Origin of the sequence: Halomonas sp. PR-M31, assembly GCF_001039575.1 — a bacterium.
Lineage (GTDB): Bacteria > Pseudomonadota > Gammaproteobacteria > Pseudomonadales > Halomonadaceae > Modicisalibacter.
Genome location: NZ_JIBT01000047.1, coordinates 1 through 17,439 on the forward strand (window position 1 = coordinate 1; position 17,439 = coordinate 17,439).

12 protein-coding genes and 2 pseudogenes are annotated in these 17,439 nt (G+C 58.3%); 5 read left to right on the top strand and 9 right to left on the bottom strand.

Features of this window, described 5'->3' with window-relative positions; all coding sequences use genetic code 11:
* Positions 1-18 precede the first annotated feature (18 nt).
* The 5 genes from CH74_RS13250 to CH74_RS13270 all read right to left on the bottom strand — a co-directional run bounded on the left by CH74_RS13250 (position 19) and on the right by CH74_RS13270 (position 5,373).
* On the bottom strand, positions 19-513 hold the full coding sequence (locus CH74_RS13250) for a regulatory protein RecX (protein ID WP_048308023.1): 495 nt from the start codon (positions 511-513) through the stop codon (positions 19-21).
* A 2-nt stretch (positions 514-515) separates the two neighbouring features.
* Positions 516-1,589, bottom strand: a complete 1,074-nt coding sequence (gene recA, locus CH74_RS13255) for a recombinase RecA (RefSeq protein WP_048308024.1) — start codon at positions 1,587-1,589, stop codon at positions 516-518.
* A 111-nt stretch (positions 1,590-1,700) separates the two neighbouring features.
* Positions 1,701-2,201, bottom strand: a complete 501-nt coding sequence (locus tag CH74_RS13260; protein WP_048308025.1) for a CinA family protein — start codon at positions 2,199-2,201, stop codon at positions 1,701-1,703.
* Between the two features lie 102 nt (positions 2,202-2,303).
* Entirely contained in the window at positions 2,304-3,044 is a 741-nt protein-coding gene (locus CH74_RS13265; RefSeq protein WP_082140425.1) for an AsmA family protein, read from the bottom strand.
* Entirely contained in the window at positions 2,953-5,373 is a 2,421-nt protein-coding gene (locus tag CH74_RS13270) for an AsmA family protein (protein WP_048308027.1), read from the bottom strand. The genes CH74_RS13265 and CH74_RS13270 overlap by 92 nt, the downstream gene beginning before the upstream one ends.
* Before the next feature lie 50 nt (positions 5,374-5,423).
* On the opposite strand from CH74_RS13270, the gene mutS reads away from it, so the two are divergent.
* Positions 5,424-8,015: a DNA mismatch repair protein MutS gene (gene mutS / locus CH74_RS13275; protein WP_048308041.1), complete on the top strand. Its 2,592-nt coding sequence runs from the start codon at positions 5,424-5,426 to the stop codon at positions 8,013-8,015.
* A 154-nt stretch (positions 8,016-8,169) separates the two neighbouring features.
* The gene (gene fdxA, locus CH74_RS13280) at positions 8,170-8,493 is read left to right on the top strand and encodes a ferredoxin FdxA (RefSeq protein WP_048308028.1); all 324 of its coding nucleotides are present in this window, start codon (positions 8,170-8,172) and stop codon (positions 8,491-8,493) included.
* 913 nt (positions 8,494-9,406) lie between these two features.
* Here fdxA and eno read toward each other — a convergent pair.
* From eno to cls, 4 genes and pseudogenes are all read right to left on the bottom strand, one after another.
* Positions 9,407-10,701, bottom strand: a pseudogene (gene eno, locus CH74_RS13285) (phosphopyruvate hydratase).
* Between the two features lie 64 nt (positions 10,702-10,765).
* Positions 10,766-11,610: pseudogene (gene kdsA, locus CH74_RS13290) on the bottom strand (3-deoxy-8-phosphooctulonate synthase).
* Between the two features lie 10 nt (positions 11,611-11,620).
* On the bottom strand, positions 11,621-13,273 hold the full coding sequence (locus CH74_RS13295; protein WP_048308030.1) for a CTP synthase: 1,653 nt from the start codon (positions 13,271-13,273) through the stop codon (positions 11,621-11,623).
* Between the two features lie 109 nt (positions 13,274-13,382).
* Positions 13,383-14,813: a cardiolipin synthase gene (gene cls, locus CH74_RS13300; protein ID WP_048308031.1), complete on the bottom strand. Its 1,431-nt coding sequence runs from the start codon at positions 14,811-14,813 to the stop codon at positions 13,383-13,385.
* Between the two features lie 216 nt (positions 14,814-15,029).
* On the opposite strand from cls, the gene CH74_RS17860 reads away from it, so the two are divergent.
* From CH74_RS17860 to CH74_RS17870, 3 genes are read left to right on the top strand one after another with little or no spacing between them, the layout of a single operon-like run.
* The gene (locus CH74_RS17860) at positions 15,030-15,677 is read left to right on the top strand and encodes a hypothetical protein (RefSeq protein WP_156181521.1); all 648 of its coding nucleotides are present in this window, start codon (positions 15,030-15,032) and stop codon (positions 15,675-15,677) included.
* Positions 15,629-16,768 carry a hypothetical protein gene (locus CH74_RS17865; protein WP_156181523.1) on the top strand — a complete coding sequence of 380 codons (1,140 nt, stop codon included), beginning with the start codon at positions 15,629-15,631 and terminating at the stop codon, positions 16,766-16,768. Before CH74_RS17860 ends, CH74_RS17865 begins: the two co-directional genes overlap by 49 nt.
* Complete coding sequence (locus CH74_RS17870) at positions 16,707-17,354, top strand: mechanosensitive ion channel family protein (RefSeq protein ID WP_082140426.1); 648 nt, start codon at positions 16,707-16,709, stop codon at positions 17,352-17,354. Before CH74_RS17865 ends, CH74_RS17870 begins: the two co-directional genes overlap by 62 nt.
* Positions 17,355-17,439: the final 85 nt, after the last annotated feature.

Consider the following 17,439-nt stretch of genomic DNA (forward strand, 5'->3'; position numbering starts at 1 on the left):
AAAGGAGGAGTCACGCGTTCAATGATGGTCCCAGGCATGGGAAAGCGCGTGGCGAGTCTGGTCAAAATCAAAACCTCGGCCGGCTAGAAAGCGTTCCCGACGAGCCCGCTCCCGAGGCGTGCCGCCCGCATCATCAAAGCGCTTGGCAAGGGCTTGGCAGGCAAGAGAGAACCAGTCGACGTCAGAGTTCTCGAGGGAGCTGCGAACAAGATCGCTTTTGATACCACGCTCGTCAAGTTTTGCTCGAATCTTGAGCGGTCCTTGGTCTCGAGCAATGTAGGAGCGCACAAACACCTCTGCAAAACGCGCATCGGACTGCAACCCTTCCTGAGCCAAACCATCCAGACACTCTGCAATGGGCTCATTGTCGTGGCCTTTGCCCGCCAACCGCCTTTCCAACTCAGCGCGAGAATATTCGCGGCGAGCAAGCAAGGCAATGGCGTCATCCCGTGGAGAAACGCCACTGCCTGCCTTATTTGAACCGCCTGACGCAGCCGTCGAGAAAAAAGACATGCTTACAGCAGGCGATCTTCGCCGTTGTCATCCAGTAAGGCGGCTTCAGGTTCGGCTTCCTTGCCCTCGGCCTTGGGTTCCGGCGCGCTCAACAGCTGACCACGGATGCCGCTTTCGATCTCATCCATGATGGCCGGATTATCCTGCAGAAACTGAGCCGCATTGGCCTTGCCTTGACCGATCTTGTTGCCCTGGTAGCTGTACCAGGCGCCCGCCTTGTCCACCAGCTTGCACTGCACGCCCAGATCGACGACCTCGCCTGCATGATAAATACCCTTGCCATAAAGGATCTGGAACTCCGCCTGACGGAACGGTGGCGCCACCTTGTTCTTGACCACTTTCACCCGGGTCTCGTTGCCGGTGACCTCATCGCCGGCCTTGACGGAACCGGTACGGCGAATATCCAATCGCACGCTGGAGTAGAACTTGAGGGCATTACCGCCGGTGGTGGTTTCGGGGCTACCGAACATGACACCGATCTTCATGCGAATCTGGTTGACGAACATCACCATGCAATTGGCGTTCTTGATGTTGCCGGTGATCTTGCGCAGAGCCTGGGACATCAGACGTGCCTGCAGGCCGACGTGGGAGTCTCCCATCTCGCCTTCGATTTCCGCTCGCGGCGTGAGGGCCGCCACGGAATCGATGATGATCACATCGACACCACCAGAGCGCACCAGCATGTCGCAGATCTCTAGCGCCTGTTCACCGGTGTCAGGCTGAGACACCAACAGGTCATCGAGATTGACGCCGAGTTTTTCCGCGTAGCTTGGATCGAGCGCATGCTCTGCATCGATGAAAGCACAGGTCTTACCCTGCTTCTGTGCCTGAGCAATGACCGAAAGCGTCATGGTGGTCTTGCCGGAGGACTCCGGGCCAAATATCTCTACCACTCGGCCCAGGGGCAAACCGCCGATGCCCAGAGCGATATCAAGCCCCAGGGAGCCGGTGGATATAGAGGGCATGGTGACCCGAGGCGTATCCCCCAGTCGCATGACAGCGCCCTTACCGAACTGACGCTCAATCTGGGAAAGCGCTGCACTCAAAGCCTTTGAGCGGTTGTCTTCCTGTGCCATGAAGATCTCCTGAAAATCACTGTATGATTGACCAGTATTATGCCGAAAAAAATGCGCCACGCCTACTCTTGTAGACGACGATATCGGCTATTTTTTTCATCGAAAGCGATGCTATTTTTCGAGCCACTCAATAAGTCCCTCAAGCGCCACCCGCGCCGCCTGATGCCGTACTGCGGCGCGATCTCCTTCGAACACGTGACGTATTGATTGTTGACGCGAGGCGTCTCCCCAGGCAAACCACACGGTACCCACGGGCTTGTCGTCGCTGCCCCCGCCGGGGCCGGCAATACCACTGACCGCTACACCAATATCCGCGCCGCTTTCAAGACAGGCGCCTTCCACCATGGCCTCCACGGTTTCCTGGCTGACGGCGCCGTAACCTTCGAGCAGAGACTCGGATACGTTCAGCAGCCGAGTCTTGGACGTATTGGCATAGGTGATATAGCCGGTTTCGAAATAGTCCGAACTGCCGGCAATGTCGGTAATTGCCGCAGCAACCCCGCCCCCGGTGCAGGACTCTGCAGTAGTCACTTTTGCTGACTGGCGGCGGCAGGCCTTCGCAAGGCGTTCACTCAGCTCTCGCAACTCCCACAAACCGCTATCGTTTTCCATGGCATTCCCTCGACTCGTCCGCATGCGTGATAAACCTAGAATAGCGTCTTTAACAAGGGTTTGAAGTGTTGCTCAAATAGCGTAATGAAATCATGCCCTCTCTCAACTCTGGCGAAACTCCCGCATCACCTTCTCGCATCCGGGGCCGACGCCTTCCCCCAATCCGAGATCAACCCAGGGCAGAATAGCCAATGGTGGCGCTACCAGCGCGCCCAGTACCGAGAGCACGCCTCGCGCGACGAGTTCGCGACTCACCACATCGACTCCCGGTGAGCTCAATGGACCCTGCAGGCGGATCGGCGAGTCAGATGCCAACAGGCTTGCATCCTTGGAGTGCGCCTCGAACACCAGATTCATGTATTCCCGGCCCAGATTGATCGAGCCGCCCCCAGTGAAATTACTATCGCTGGTACTCATAAAAAGCTGTTCTACCTTTACCAGCCCATTCGTCGCATCAAGGCGCGTATAGGCGCACTGCATGGGTACCTTGTCCGAATTCGCCAGGGCGCCGGTCAATGCCTCGGCCACATCGAGCCCCAGGGCTTCGATGATCAGCATGTCCATGCGCCCGCCGGACATGGCGAGTTCCAGCTTGCCATCGAGCCCGGCCATGGTTTCGGCGAAAGAGCCACCGCGAAAGCGCAGCTGACCTTCACCGCCCAGGGTGCCGGCGGAATCCTCGGCAATGTCGCCAAGCTCGGCGCTACGCAGCAAGGGCTTCAAATTGACGTTGCGCATAGAGATATCGAGACTACCGTTCAAGGGCGCGTTGCGGGCGTCCATACGCACGCTCGAGGTGATCTGCCCGCCGCCTATTCCAACCTCCAAGGGTTCGAGAGTCAAAACGCCCCCCCTCGAGGGTGAGGTTGAGCTTCAAGGAGGACATGGGAATATCCTCGACCTGAACGTTGTCGGCCCGATAGACAACGTCTGCATCCATGCGCCGCAATCCTTCAAGATTCCATTTCGCATCGGGAAAGATGCCTGGCTGTCGCGCCTGCCTGGCGGCGCGGCGCTGCTGCTGAGCAGAGGCCCTCTCACCAGCGCCGGTTTGTGGCGCGGCTCCGAATAGAGGTGCAAGATCGTCCAGGTCCAGTTGGCGGGAATTCAGGGTCGCCCAGAGCATGCTGCGCTCATCCAGGCGCAGGCGAACGTCGCCGCTGATGTCACTGTCGCCCAGGTGTCCGTCCAGATCGAGTAGCCGTACCAGGTCCTTCCTCATGCGCAGCTCCCCGGCCACTCGATAGGGCGGAAGCGCCGGCAGATCCAGCCCGGTCAGTCGATTGAGCCGTGCGGGATTGGGTCCGGAAAGCTCAAAGGTACCGCGTACATAGGAGAGTTTGAGAGGTTGTTCGATTGAACCATCGACGTCGAGCCGCGATTTTCTTGAAGTCACCCAGCCCGTTACGGGGTAGCGCTTGTCCGGGGAGTTCAAGGTAAGCAGCGGCCCGACCTTGACGTCGTAGGCGAAGGGTATGCCTTCACGCCGGCCTTCCCCCCAGAGACGTACAGCCTCCTGGTCGGTCGCATCAAACGTCGTGCTTTCGGCCTTCACCTGCAGCATCAGATTCTGATCCGGGGCGCGATAGACCACGGACGTATCGTCCAGCTTCAGCTTGCCCTGATTGAAACCTGCGTGGAGTCGCCCATCCAGCACACCCAGCTCGGGATAGCCCAGCGGTGCCAGGGCCTGGCCCAGATCCAGCGTTTTCATACGGGCGTCGAGATCGGCGCTGATGGTGCGAGAATCGCTTTCGAGCCACCCTTGGGCCGTGATCTCTGAATCACTCTGGGCCGCATGTACACGTTCGAGCTCCAGTCGTCCCTGCTCGAGAGAGCCCTTGAGCGCCACCTCTTCAAGGCGCGTATCGCCATAGCTTACGGCTTGAACTGATAGATCGACCTGGGCATCGACCTTGTCCAGTGGCGCTAGGCGCTGGGCCAGGCGCTGGTTCAAGGGGATTTCTTCGGCCGCCTGCTGGGCATTTTCCTCGGTCTTCTCTTCGGCCTTTTCCTGTTTTGCCGGGCTGTCGAGATCGGTAACCCCCCACTGTTCAAGCTTCAGCTTATCCGCGTTGAGTGTGACATCGATCTGAGGCCGCTCGGTCAGCGCCACCCCCAGAGAGCCGGTCAGCGCACTTTCCCCTATCTGGGCGTCAATATCCTCAAGGGTCCAGCGTTTGTCGTCGTGATCCAGCACTGCTTGTAGAGCCATATCCGGCAGGTCCAGCGCCGGCCGATCAAGGAGCCCCGCCAGATTGGCTTGCTGGGGTGCGCTGACATCGAGTTTGCCGTGAAGCGACAATGGCTTAGCAACATCCTTTAGCTTACCGTCGAAGCTTGCCTCAAGCTTGCCAAGCGCCGCCTGAAATTCAAGCGGATAGGACCCGCCGGCCAGGGCTTTCGAGGGGGCGCCACTGCGCAGGCGCAGCGTCACGGGATCGCCTTGATAGTTGCCTTCGCCGTCGACGATCAAGCGCCGCGGCCCGTCGTTTGGATCCTCGGTGCGAAAATCGACGTCGACATCCGCATCAACGCTTTCATCCTGGTAGGTGAATCGGCCCTGATCGATATCCACTGCTTGCAGCTCGAAAGGCAGCTCGCCGCTGCCGCTCTCGTCTTTCTCGTCGTCTTCAGGCATCAGGTTCGACCAGCTGGCGCGGCCGTCCTCACGCCGGGCCAAGTGGATTCGCGGCTGGTTCAAATACAGCCGCTCGAGAACGAGATTGCCTTTGAACAGTGCTGCGAAAGAGATATCGATCTCGAGAGCCGCAAGATCGAGCATCTGCTCGTTGGTCGCCCAGTCCGGATTGGCGATACGGATACCCTTAAATTGCAGCGACAGGGGCCAGCCCCAGTCGATATCGTGAGCGTCGATTGCGACCTCGCGTCCGTTGAGGCGCTGGCTGACCTGATCCTCGAGCAGTTCTCTGGCCCAGCGGGATTCCACCAGCCACATGAGCGCAATGACAATCGTGACCAGGCCAAGCAAGACGATAAGACTCCATCGGGCAATCCTTCCCATACTGTCTCCATCTTCTTCTGTTTTGTTGGCGTCTTGTTGCATCAGCATAGTCATTATCGACAGCCTGGCGCTGAGTTCGTGCAATGCATCGATCAAGCCTGCAGTTTGTGCGAGCAGACCATCGGGCTCATCCTGTCGAAAGCGCATCTTCCTGAGATAGAATGGCCGACCATCGAATCAGAAGGTTCGCAGACATCATGCCCGACGCGCGCGAGACGACTTCCGGCCATACGCCCATGATGGCGCAATATCTCAAGATCAAGCGGGAGCATCCCGGGGTGCTGTTGTTCTATCGGATGGGGGATTTCTACGAACTGTTCTTCGACGATGCCCGGCGCGCCGCTCAACTGCTCGATATCACCCTCACCCAGCGCGGTCAGTCCGCAGGCAAGCCGATTCCCATGGCCGGCGTGCCCTATCACAGCGCCGAAGGGTATCTGGCGCGATTGGTCAGAGGTGGTGAATCCGTGGCCATCTGCGAACAGATCGGGGATCCCGCCACCAGCAAGGGCCCGGTGGATCGAAAGGTCGTTCGCATCGTCACCCCGGGTACGCTGCACGACGAGGCCCTGCTCGATGCCAGACGCGATAATTTGCTGCTTGCCCTGCACCGGCATCGCGAGGGCTGGGGGATCGCCTGGCTTGAACTTGCAAGCGGTCGTTTCAGCCTGCTCGAGGTGGCAAGCGACGCTGACCTGCTGGCGGAGATCCATCGTCTCGATCCCGCGGAGTTACTGGTTGCCGAGGGGCTCGAGCTGCCCTCGAGCCTGACCGGGCGTAGCGGCCTCAAGCGCCAGAGCGAATGGCTGTTCGACTTGGAATCCGCGACACGGCTGCTGTGCGATCAGTTCGGCGTCAACGATCTGCGCGGCTTTGGCTGTGCGCATCTGCATCATGGCATCACCGCGGCGGGCGTGCTGATCGATTACGCCCGGGACACCCAGCGCACCTCCCTGCCCCATGTGACCGCGCTCAGCGTGGAAAATCGCGACGACACGGTCATCATCGATGCGGCCAGTCGGCGCAATCTCGAGATCGACATCAACCTGAATGGCACCGGTGACAACACCCTGGCCAGCGTCCTTGATACCACCGCGACGGCGATGGGTTCACGTCTGCTCAAACGCTGGCTTAACCGGCCACTGCGCAGTCGCGAACAGATCGCCGCTCGCCAGGGGGCGGTACAGCTGTTACAGGGCAATGAGGCCTACGCGCCTCTTCATGAGAGTCTCAAGCGAATTGGAGACGTGGAGCGCATTCTGGCCCGGATCGCGCTGCGCAGCGCCCGCCCTCGGGATCTGGCACGGCTGAGGGACGCCCTCACTGCACTGCCGGAATTGCAGCAGGATATGGCCACGCTGGAGACGGGAAGCGCGCTGGATGACCTGCGTCAGTACATCCACCCCTACCCCGAACTGGCGGAGCTTTTGACCCGCGCCCTGATCGACAATCCGCCGGTGGTCATTCGCGACGGCGGTGTGATCGCCCCGGGCTTCGATGAGGAACTCGATGAGTTTCGCGGCCTGGCGGAGCACGCCGGCGACTATTTGATCAAGCTCGAGACCCGGGAGCGAGAGCGCACCGGCCTGGCCGGGCTGAAGGTCGGTTACAACCGGGTGCATGGCTACTACATCGAGATTCCCCGCGCCCAGGCCCGGGACGTGCCGGCAGACTATATTCGGCGCCAGACGCTGAAGAACGCGGAACGCTTCATCATTCCCGAACTGAAGGAGTTCGAGGACAAGGCGCTGTCGGCAAAATCCAAGGCCCTGGCCCGGGAGAAGCTGCTTTACGAAGGCCTGATCGATGCCTTGGCCGCCGAGCTCGTTCCTCTGCAAGCAACAGGCCAGGCGCTGTCCACCCTTGACGTGCTGAGTAGTTTCGCCGAACGCGCCCTGGCGCTGGATTTCGCCCGCCCCCGACTGCTCGATACGCCAGGCATCTGTATTGCCGGTGGCCGCCATCCGGTAGTTGAGCATGTCAGCGAAACGCCCTTCGTGCCCAACGATCTGCGCCTGAATGCTGGTCGGCACATGCTGATAATCACCGGCCCCAACATGGGCGGCAAATCCACCTACATGCGTCAGGCGGCATTGATCGCGCTGCTTGCTCACTGCGGCAGCTTCGTGCCGGCGGACGACGCCGAAATCGGCATGCTGGATCGTATTTTCACCCGTATCGGTTCGAGCGACGATCTTGCCGGGGGCCGTTCCACCTTCATGGTGGAAATGACCGAAACCGCCAGCATCCTGCACAACGCTACCGAGAAAAGCCTGGTGCTGATGGATGAGATCGGCCGTGGCACCAGCACCTTCGACGGCCTGTCCCTGGCCTGGGCAAGCGCCGAACATCTGATACGGGTAAAAGCCTTTACCCTGTTCGCTACCCACTACTTCGAGATGACCGCGCTCCCGGAGCAGCTCGAAGGGGTTGCCAACGTGCATCTGACTGCGGCGGAACACAGAGATGGCATCGTGTTCATGCACCGGGTCGAGGAGGGACCAGCCAGTCAGAGCTACGGCCTGCAGGTTGCCCAGCTTGCCGGGGTGCCACAGTCCGTGATTGCTAGGGCGCGGGATAAGCTCGGTCACCTCGAACAGCAGGAAGTCGACCAAGGACAGCGCCACCCTTCACGATACGACAAGACGACAGGCGCAGCGCCCCAGCAAGCGGATCTGTTTGCCAGCCCGCCGCATCCCTTGATCGAGGAGCTCGATGGACTTGCCCTGGACGAACTATCGCCACGACAAGCGCTTGATCTGCTCTATCGCTGGAAAGAGCACACATAGGGAATGAGGGCATAGCCAATTGATCGAAGACGTGGCTTGTTTGCTTATGCCAGGCACGGCTAAAATCGCAGCCTAATAGAACCAAGTCTTATAGATAGCATGTTTCATATTATTCATGTGCTGCACTTGTACCGATTAAATTAGAGGAGAGATCATGACATTCGTCGTCACCGAAAACTGCATCCGCTGCAAGTACACCGATTGCGTAGAGGTGTGCCCGGTCGACTGTTTCTACGAAGGGCCCAACTTTTTGGTCATTCATCCCGACGAATGTATCGATTGCGCCTTGTGCGAGCCGGAATGCCCCGCAGAGGCCATCTTTTCAGAAGATGAATTGCCAGATGACCAGCAAACGTTCATTGAAATAAACGCCGAGCTTGCAGAGGTATGGCCAAACATCACTGAAAAACAGGACCCACCGGAAGACGCTGAGGCCTGGGACGGCAAACCGGGCAAACTTGCGCAGCTCGAACGTTAGGGAATCACTGAATAAATCGTCGAGCGAAATAAGCGGCGTCGCTACGCTACAAGGCGCACGGGACGCTTCAACGACGAATTGAATTTCTTGTTCAAAACCGAGAAGTCGGCCTAAAATTTCAGCATAAGCTAATTAAATGTTACTGAATGTTATTAGTTAACCTATGTCATTTATGTACTTAGGATAATTTTTGTAAAATTTCTGAATCGAGTAAGGAAGAGCAGCCAGGTGCTTACCGAAAGATGAAAGGATTTATCTTTGGCACCAAGGAAGGTTGAACAGGGAAGCTCGATTCGATAGCAGGAAGCTGTAACCTAGAGAGTTATTGGGCACAAGGATTCGCTCTTAGCGCTATGGAAGGTTGGACAAGGAAGTTCGGTTGAAATGTAAGGAAGCAACGATTTAAAAGCCCGGCCAGGAAGGCCGGGCTTTTTCATGCCTATACCGCAGCAACTCAGCGCATCGAACATAAAAAAGGCGACCCGAAGGTCGCCCGCTCCCAGCCGTTCCATGAGGGTAATTCCCTATACCCGCTTCCCTTGGCCTCTTCCTTGTTCGATCACAACGTCCTGTTCTGCCGAACGGGCCAACGACTTAATTGCTTCCCTGCCGTTAGCGCTTGGCTAACTAGATCCTGAGTCCATATTGACAGTAAGAGGAAAACTCGCAAAGGGGGCTATATCGGCGGATATTAATCAAACTTTAGAAGTTTTTTTAAACTCTATGATAGACAATGGGTTATCGTTCATTCAGTTTAGCTAAAGCTGATTTTGTTTTGTTTTTGTCCATAAAAGCGTCGCTTCTTTGTAGGAAATATCTTACAAATTTTGAAGACATTGACGACATCGAAAAAAACTTAATACCCTGCGGACGGCACCGGCAGTATCAATGGATACCGCCGGCTCTTCTCTTCTTAGCCCTGACCTTTGATCGCTTTGAGCCCTGGATAATGCGCCTTGTCACCCAGCTCCTGTTCGATCACGAGCAAACGGTTGTACTTGGCGATACGATCCGAGCGACTCAGCGAGCCGGTCTTGATCTGGCCTGCCGAAGTCGCTACCGCCAGGTCGGCGATGGTGGTGTCCTCGGTCTCGCCACTGCGGTGGGAGATCACCGCCGTGAAGCCGGCATCCTGAGCCATCTTGATCGCATCCAGGGTCTCGGAGAGCGAGCCGATCTGATTGAACTTGATCAGAATGGAATTACCGATCGACTCATCGATGCCACGCTTGAGAATCTTGGTGTTGGTGACGAACAGATCGTCGCCTACCAGCTGCACCCTATCGCCGAGCTTGTCGGTAAGGGTCTTCCAGCCGTCCCAGTCGGACTCGTCCATGCCGTCTTCGATGGAGACGATGGGATACTGCTCCACCAGTTCCGTCAGATAGTCGGCAAACCCGGCGGCATCATAGCGCTTGCCTTCGCCAGCCAGATCGTACTCACCGTCTTTATAGAACTCGGAAGAGGCGCAGTCGAGTGCCAGGGTGATGTCCTTGCCCAGCTCATAGCCCGCATCCGCTACCGCCTGCTTGATAACCGCCAGGGCCTCGGCGTTGGACTCGAGGTTCGGCGCGAAGCCGCCTTCGTCTCCTACCGCCGTGGCCAGCCCACGTGCCGAGAGCACCTTCTTCAAGGCATGGAAGACTTCCGCACCCATGCGCAGCGCCTCGCGGAAGTTCGGTGCGCCCACCGGCTGGATCATGAACTCCTGCATGTCGACATTGTTGTCCGCATGTTCGCCGCCGTTGATGATGTTCATCATCGGCACCGGCATGCTGTACTGCCCCGGCTGACCGTAAAGCTCGGCAATATGCACATAGAGCGGAACACCCTGTTCCAGGGCGGCAGCTTGGCAGCGGCAAGAGAGACCGCGAGGATGGCGTTGGCGCCGAGGTTGGCCTTGTTGTCGGTACCGTCGAGTTCCAGCATGGCGTTGTCCAGGGCCCGCTGATCGCCGGCATCCATGCCTGCAAGGCGTTCGCGAATCCTGGTGTTTACCGCCTCGACGGCCTTGAGCACGCCCTTGCCCAGATAGCGGCCCTTGTCGCCATCGCGCAGCTCCAGCGCTTCCCGGGAGCCGGTTGAAGCACCGGAAGGTGCGCAGGCGCTGGCGCGTACACCGCTTTTGAGAATGACCTCGGCCTGCACGGTCGGGTTGCCGCGAGAATCGAGTACTTCCAGCGCGTGAATGTCCGCAATCTCTGCCATTGTCTTGTCTTCCTTTATGGGTCGTTGAGCGATAGGTCGGTGAGCGTTGTTTAAGGTCGCGTGACTACTGAATTGAAATATCGGGAAATCCCTTCACCAGTTCGTCGAGCGGCTTGAGCTGGCGCAAGAACGGTTCGAGCTTGTCCAAGGGCAGTGCACAAGGGCCGTCGCATAGCGCCTTGTCCGGATCGGGGTGGGCTTCCAGGAACAGTCCGGCCAGCCCCACGGCGACCCCGGCTCGGGCCAGTTCGAACACCTGAGCACGGCGCCCATCGGCACTGTCCGAGCGCCCCCCCGGGCGTGCAGGGAATGGGTCACATCGAAGATGACCGGGAAGCCGGTCTGCTTCATCTCGCCGAAGCCAAGCATGTCGACCACCAGATTGTTGTAGCCGAAGCTCGAACCGCGCTCGCAGAGTATGACCCGGTCGTTACCGGCTTCCTGACACTTCTTGATGATGTGACGCATCTCGTGAGGGGCAACGAACTGGGGCTTCTTGATGTTGATTACTGCACCGGTCTTTGCCATGGCCACCACCAGATCCGTCTGACGGGCCAGAAAGGCCGGCAGCTGGATGACGTCGGCTACCTCGGCGACCGGCGCCGCCTGCCAGGGCTCGTGCACGTCGGTGATTACCGGCACGTGGAAGCGTTGCTTGACCTCTGCGAGTATCTCCAAGCCCTTATCCAGACCTGGGCCGCGATAGGAATGAATCGAGCTGCGGTTGGCCTTGTCGAAACTGGCTTTGAAGACATAAGGGATGCCCAAACGAGCGCACACATCGTGATAGGTCTCGGCGACGTCCATTGCCATGTCCCGGGATTCCAGCACGTTCATGCCGCCGAACAGCATCAAGGGCAGCGTATTACCGACCTTGAGACCGGCGAATTCAACGACCTTGTCGTTCATGGTACGAACCTCATGTGACACTTCCCTGAGTACGCACCCGGGCCGTCTTTTGCTCGAGGGCTGCTTGAACGAAACCGGAAAACAGCGGATGCCCGTCCCGAGGCGTGGAGGTGAACTCGGGATGGAACTGACAGGCCACATACCAAGGGTGATCCGGCAGCTCGATCATTTCCATCAGCGAACCGTCGACGCTCTTGCCGGAGATCACCAGCCCTGCGTCTTCCAACGCTTCAACGAACTGGTTGTTGACCTCATAGCGGTGACGATGACGCTCGGTGATCGCCTCCAGGCCATAGGCCTGGTGCGCCCTGGAGCCGGGCTTTAGCTGGCATACCTGACCGCCCAGGCGCATGGTGCCGCCCAGGTCGGACGCCTCGTCTCTCAGCTCGATCTTGCCTTCCGGGGTGATCCATTCGGCGATGAGGGAGATCACCGGATGCTGCGTATCGCGGCTGAACTCGGTGGAGTTGGCATCTTCCCAGCCCGCCACGTTGCGGGCGAACTCGATCACCGCTACCTGCATGCCCAGGCATATGCCCAGATAGGGCACGCCCTGCTCCCGGGCATAGCGTGCCGCCAGGATCTTGCCCTCTACGCCCCGCTCGCCAAACCCGCCGGGCACCAGAATCGCATCCTTACCCGCCAGGCGCTCGGTCCCGTGACGCTCGATGATCTCTGCATCGACATAATCGATGTTGATCTTGATTCGGGACTGGATGCCCGCGTGCACCAGCGCCTCGTTGAGAGATTTATAGGCGTCGAGCAGCTCCATGTATTTGCCGACCATGGCGATATTGATCGACTTCAAGGGATTGAGCTTGGCATCCAGTACATGGATCCATTCGGTCAGATCCGCTTCCGGCGCTTCCAGGCGCAGCTTGTCGCAGACGATTTCGTCCAGGCCGAACTCGTGCAGCATCAGCGGAATACGATAGATGGTGTCCGCGTCCTGCAGCGGCACCACGGCCCGCTCTTCGACGTTGGTGAACAAGGCGATCTTGCGCCGCTCGACTTCTTCCAGCTCCACCTCGCTGCGACAGATCAAGATGTCCGGCTGGATGCCGATGGAACGCAGCTCCTTGACGCTGTGCTGGGTCGGTTTGGTCTTGGTCTCGCCGGCGGTCTTGATATAGGGCACTAGGGTCAGGTGCATGAACAGCGCTCGGCTTGCGCCGACTTCGCTGCGCAGCTGACGAATCGACTCGAGAAAGGGCAAGGATTCGATGTCCCCCACGGTGCCGCCGATTTCCACCAGGGCCACGTCGAAGCCTTCGCCACCGGCATAGACCCGACGCTTGATCTCGTCGGTGATATGCGGGATCACCTGCACGGTGCCGCCCAGGTAGTCGCCGCGACGCTCCTTGCGCAGCACATGTTCGTAGACCCGGCCGGTGGTGAAGTTGTTGGCCTGGGTCATCTTGGTGCGAATGAAACGTTCGTAATGGCCCAGGTCGAGATCGGTTTCCGCCCCATCCTCGGTGACGAACACCTCGCCGTGCTGGAACGGGCTCATGGTGCCCGGATCGACGTTGATGTACGGGTCCAGCTTGAGCATGGTGACCTTGAGACCGCGGGCCTCGAGAATCGCCGCCAGGGAGGCCGAGGCAATGCCCTTGCCGAGAGAGGACACAACGCCGCCGGTCACGAAGATATATCGTGTCATGGAAAACCTGTCGAATCGTGAGCAGATGCTCTAAAAAGGCCGCAAAGAGAATCGGGGCCGGATGGGACGCCAGAATAGCAGACTCGGGATAGGGGCTCAATTTTGGCTACTACAGTACCGGGCCGATCGTTGCGACGACATTGTTCCAGATCCGCCGATAATAGGGCCAGGCGAGCACTGCTGCCAATGGAACTTCGTCGGAGCGATCGATATAGGTCTGCTGGCGTTCGAGGATCGCAAGGGTCGTGGTTTCATCTCGCAGCAGGATATTGTTTTCATAGTTCAAATCGAAGCTGCGTAGATCAAGATTCGAGGAGCCGATCAGGCTGACACAGCCGTCGATCGTCAATGTCTTGGCGTGCAGCAGACCTTCCTTGAACTCATGAATGACACAGCCTGCATCAAGCAGTCGATGATAATAACTTCGGCTGGCAGCGGCGACGATCCAGCTGTCATTCACTTTGGGGTAGATCAGGGTGACGGCAACACCTCGATGAGCTGCGGCGCATAGCCCTTCCAAAAGCGTTGCGTCGGGAACGAAATAGGGCGTGGAAAGGGTCAGCCGGGTCTCGGCGCTTGCGATCAGGTTGGCAAATAGCTGAGGCGTGGCGCCACGGCGTTCCGTGGGTCCGACACCCATGACCTGTGCCGGAAATCCGCCTTCGACGGGTTTGGATATCAACTCGATCCCGTCAAGAGACTCTCCGGTGGCTTGCATCCAGTCGCTGGCGAACAGCAGCTGATTCTGTGTCACGACCGGCCCTTCGAATCGCAGCATGATATCGACCCAGGGGGCGTATTTTGCCTTGGGTAGAAACTCTGGATCGGCGGAGTTTCGGCTACCGCAATAGGTGATCGTCGAATCGATCACCGTGATCTTGCGGTGGTTTCGCAGATCGAGACGGCTAATCAAAAGCGTGCGGATGATGTTTCTGAAGGGCAGTGCCACTGCAAGCTGAACCCCTGCCTCCTTCATGCGTTGCCAAAGCCTGGATTTGATCAACGAACGGGAGCCGAGACCATCCGCCATTGCGCGACACGTGACGCCTCTTCGCGCGGCACGAATCAACGCTTCGGCAACCTCTCTGCCGGTATTGTCATTGAGCCAGATGTAATACAGCACGTGCACGTGGTCAGTGGCCGCGTCGATGTCCGCCACCAGCCGCGTCCGAGTGGCAGTGCTATCCGCCATCAGTTCGGCAGCATTGCCATCCACCGGGTGAAACCCGTTGATCGACCCGGCATAGCGAAATGCCGGGCGATAGATCGGATCGATCAGTCGCTCGGTATTCGCCCTGACGCCCATGAATTCGGACGCCTTTGCTTCGATTTCGTCAAAAACATCCTTGTGCCGCCTGTCGGCTCGCCTGCCAAGGTCATTCTCACCGAATAGAAAATAAACGACACTTCCAAAATAAGGCAGCAGACCTAAAATAATGAACCACGCCAGCCGCGCTGGAGGCGACAGGTCATCGCGCAGCAGAATACGGGTCGTGAACCCTATTACCAGAAGTGCATGGAAAATCAGGAGAATGGTCAAACGGGTTTCCTCTGGAAATGAAACATCCATTAAATTAGAAAGACACCTCGGCTAGAGGAGCAGTTGGATTTTGTAAAAGTCCAACACGGTGCCAGATCAGAATGAAGCGGTCCACGAGTGTAGGCCGTTCAACCTATAGGCTGCTTACAAGGACGTGCGATACTCATGCCTCGAAATCGAGCTCCACACTCGTATGCCCACTCTCTTAAGGCCTTCATGGGCTATGTCCTCATCGTTTTATTACTGACTGTTCCTTTGGCGCATGCCCAGCAGGCTCTGTTGACGAACTCGAGCCAGGCAGATCAGTCGTTATCACTGGACCAACTGGCGAATCTGTTGGCAAACGACAAGACGAGACAGCAACTAATCGATGAGTTGCGACAAGCCGCCGCTCAAAATAAGGATCACGAGAACGAATCGCCCCCGGGCGAAAAGGATCGGTTGGGGCAGGCGTCGAAGAATAGCGACGCCGACGCGTCGCAACATACGTCTTTCGCGCGGCAGCTAGCCGAAGCCACCGTGGCCTGGTCGGAGAAGATCGGCAGCGTAATCGCAACCTCCTGGCAGGACGTCGCCGCCCTCGCCCAAGGTCGTGAAGAAGATCGAAACATTGCCTGGAGCGCTTTCTTTCGATCCGTCACCGTATTCGCAATAGTCGCCGTTTCCACTGGCGGGGCATTCCTGGCACTGCGCGCCTTGGCAGGACTGCTGTTTCCCGGATTGCGCGCCTGCCCGAGGGTGCAGCTACGCGACGCGAGCTGTTCATACGCCGTCTCATTGCCGTCATCACCGGTATTCTTGTCGACGTTGCGGTCGTGTTCCTCGCCGGCGGGGTCGGCTATGTCGTCGGCCTCTATGGCGTAGGCGATAGCGGCTCGATGAATACGCGTCACTCGCTTTTCGTCAACGCCTTCATACTGATCGAGCTGGTCAAGGTCGTCATTCGCGCGGTGTTCGCCGATCGCTACGACAATCTGCGCCCACTGCATATCGCACCGGAGATTGCGGCCTGGTGGAGCATTCGGTTGCGCTGGTTCATCGGCGTGATCGGCTATGCGCTCTTGGTGGTGGTCCCGATCCTCAACGAACAGCTAGCCCCCTCCGCCGGCAGGGCAGTGACGTTTCTCGTCATGAGCGCGGCTTATCTTTATGCCCTGATCGTGATATTTCGCAATCGGCGCCTACTGACCGCACGCCTGCTCAGAATGGCGGACAAGGCATCGCTCGGCTTTTTCTCCATGTTGTACCGTCTTTTTGCCTGGGTCTGGGCACTGCTGGCGGTCGTTTATTTCACGACCCTGTTTCTGGTCAGCCTGCTTTATCCTGAGCAGGCCCTGCCGGCGATGGTCTGGGCGAGTGCCAAGACATTGGTCGTTGCAGTGGTATGCCTGGGGATTTCCGGCCTACTGTCACGCTCCATCGACGCTCGCATTCGTTTCTCGGACAATGTACGAAAGCGCCTGCCGATGCTGGAAGTTCGCCTCAATTCTTATGTGCCGAACGCGTTGAAGGTCATCCGGGTCATCATTTTGATCCTGTTCGTCGCCATCACGATGAACATCTGGAACATTTTTGATTTCGACGCCTGGCTCGATACGGACATCGGCACCCGGGTTGTCAGCTCAGCACTTCATGTGGTGCTCATACTGTCGGCTGCCGGAGCCCTATGGATCGTCGCGGCAAGCCTGATCGAATATCGCATGAGCCCGTCCTCACGCCGTGCAGCGCCCTCAGCGCGTCAGCAAACGCTGCTATCGCTGTTTCATAACGCCCTGGCGGTACTGATTGCCGTGTTCACCACGCTGATCTGCCTGTCCCAGATCGGTGTGAACATCGGACCGCTGATCGCCGGCGCGCGTATTTGGTCTGGCCATCGGGTTCGGTGCCCAGACCATGGTCAAGGACATCATTACCGGCATATTCATCCAGTTGGAAAGCGCCATCAACACCGGTGATTACGTCACCCTTGCCGGGGTCAGCGGCACTGCGGAACGCCTGACCATTCGCTCGGTATCACTGCGCGATATCGACGGGGTCTATCACATCGTACCGTTCTCCGGCGAGGGCATAGTGTCCAACTACATGCATCGTTGGGCGTATTTTCGTACCGAGTACCGGATCGCCTATCGCGAGGACATCGACAATGCGATTTACCATCTGCGCCAGGCTTTCGAAGAGCTAAAGGCCGACCCGGACCAGCGGCCGGACATACTGGAAGATATGACCATCCCCGGGGTGACGGCGCTGGATGAAAGCTCGGTGAAGATTCGCATCATGATCAAGACCACCGCCGGCATGCAGTGGGCCGTAGGACGGGCGCTAAATCGGCTGGTCAAGATGCACTTCGATCGGGCCGGCATCGAAATCCCCTATCCCCATCAACGGCTCTGGTTCGGCGAGGACCACTATGGCAACGCACCGAGTGCGAAGGTGCGCCTGGTCGATGCAGATGAAGAAGATGACCAGCGCGCCCACTACCGGCCGAAAAAGCGCCGTCGGGGCGACGATGAAGCACCGGAAGAAACCGGCGACGCGCCATGACCCGCCGACCCTGCAGGAATCTCCGGCCTGCAGGGTTTGGGTAAAATGAAGACCAGTTTGTCGGGCGATGTAACCACTCTTATCG

Bases quoted from the DNA above. Each gene is read 5' to 3' on its own strand.
- CH74_RS13295 (WP_048308030.1), bottom strand. From the start codon at position 13,273: ATGACACGATATATCTTCGTGACCGGCGGCGTTGTGTCCTCTCTCGGC.
- CH74_RS17860 (WP_156181521.1), top strand. From the start codon at position 15,030: ATGGGCTATGTCCTCATCGTTTTATTACTGACTGTTCCTTTGGCGCAT.
- CH74_RS13260 (WP_048308025.1), bottom strand. From the start codon at position 2,201: ATGGAAAACGATAGCGGTTTGTGGGAGTTGCGAGAGCTGAGTGAACGC.
- recA (WP_048308024.1), bottom strand. From the start codon at position 1,589: ATGGCACAGGAAGACAACCGCTCAAAGGCTTTGAGTGCAGCGCTTTCC.
- mutS (WP_048308041.1), top strand. From the start codon at position 5,424: ATGCCCGACGCGCGCGAGACGACTTCCGGCCATACGCCCATGATGGCG.
- CH74_RS13270 (WP_048308027.1), bottom strand. From the start codon at position 5,373: ATGCGCTTTCGACAGGATGAGCCCGATGGTCTGCTCGCACAAACTGCA.
- CH74_RS17870 (WP_082140426.1), top strand. From the start codon at position 16,707: ATGGTCAAGGACATCATTACCGGCATATTCATCCAGTTGGAAAGCGCC.
- CH74_RS13250 (WP_048308023.1), bottom strand. From the start codon at position 513: ATGTCTTTTTTCTCGACGGCTGCGTCAGGCGGTTCAAATAAGGCAGGC.
- fdxA (WP_048308028.1), top strand. From the start codon at position 8,170: ATGACATTCGTCGTCACCGAAAACTGCATCCGCTGCAAGTACACCGAT.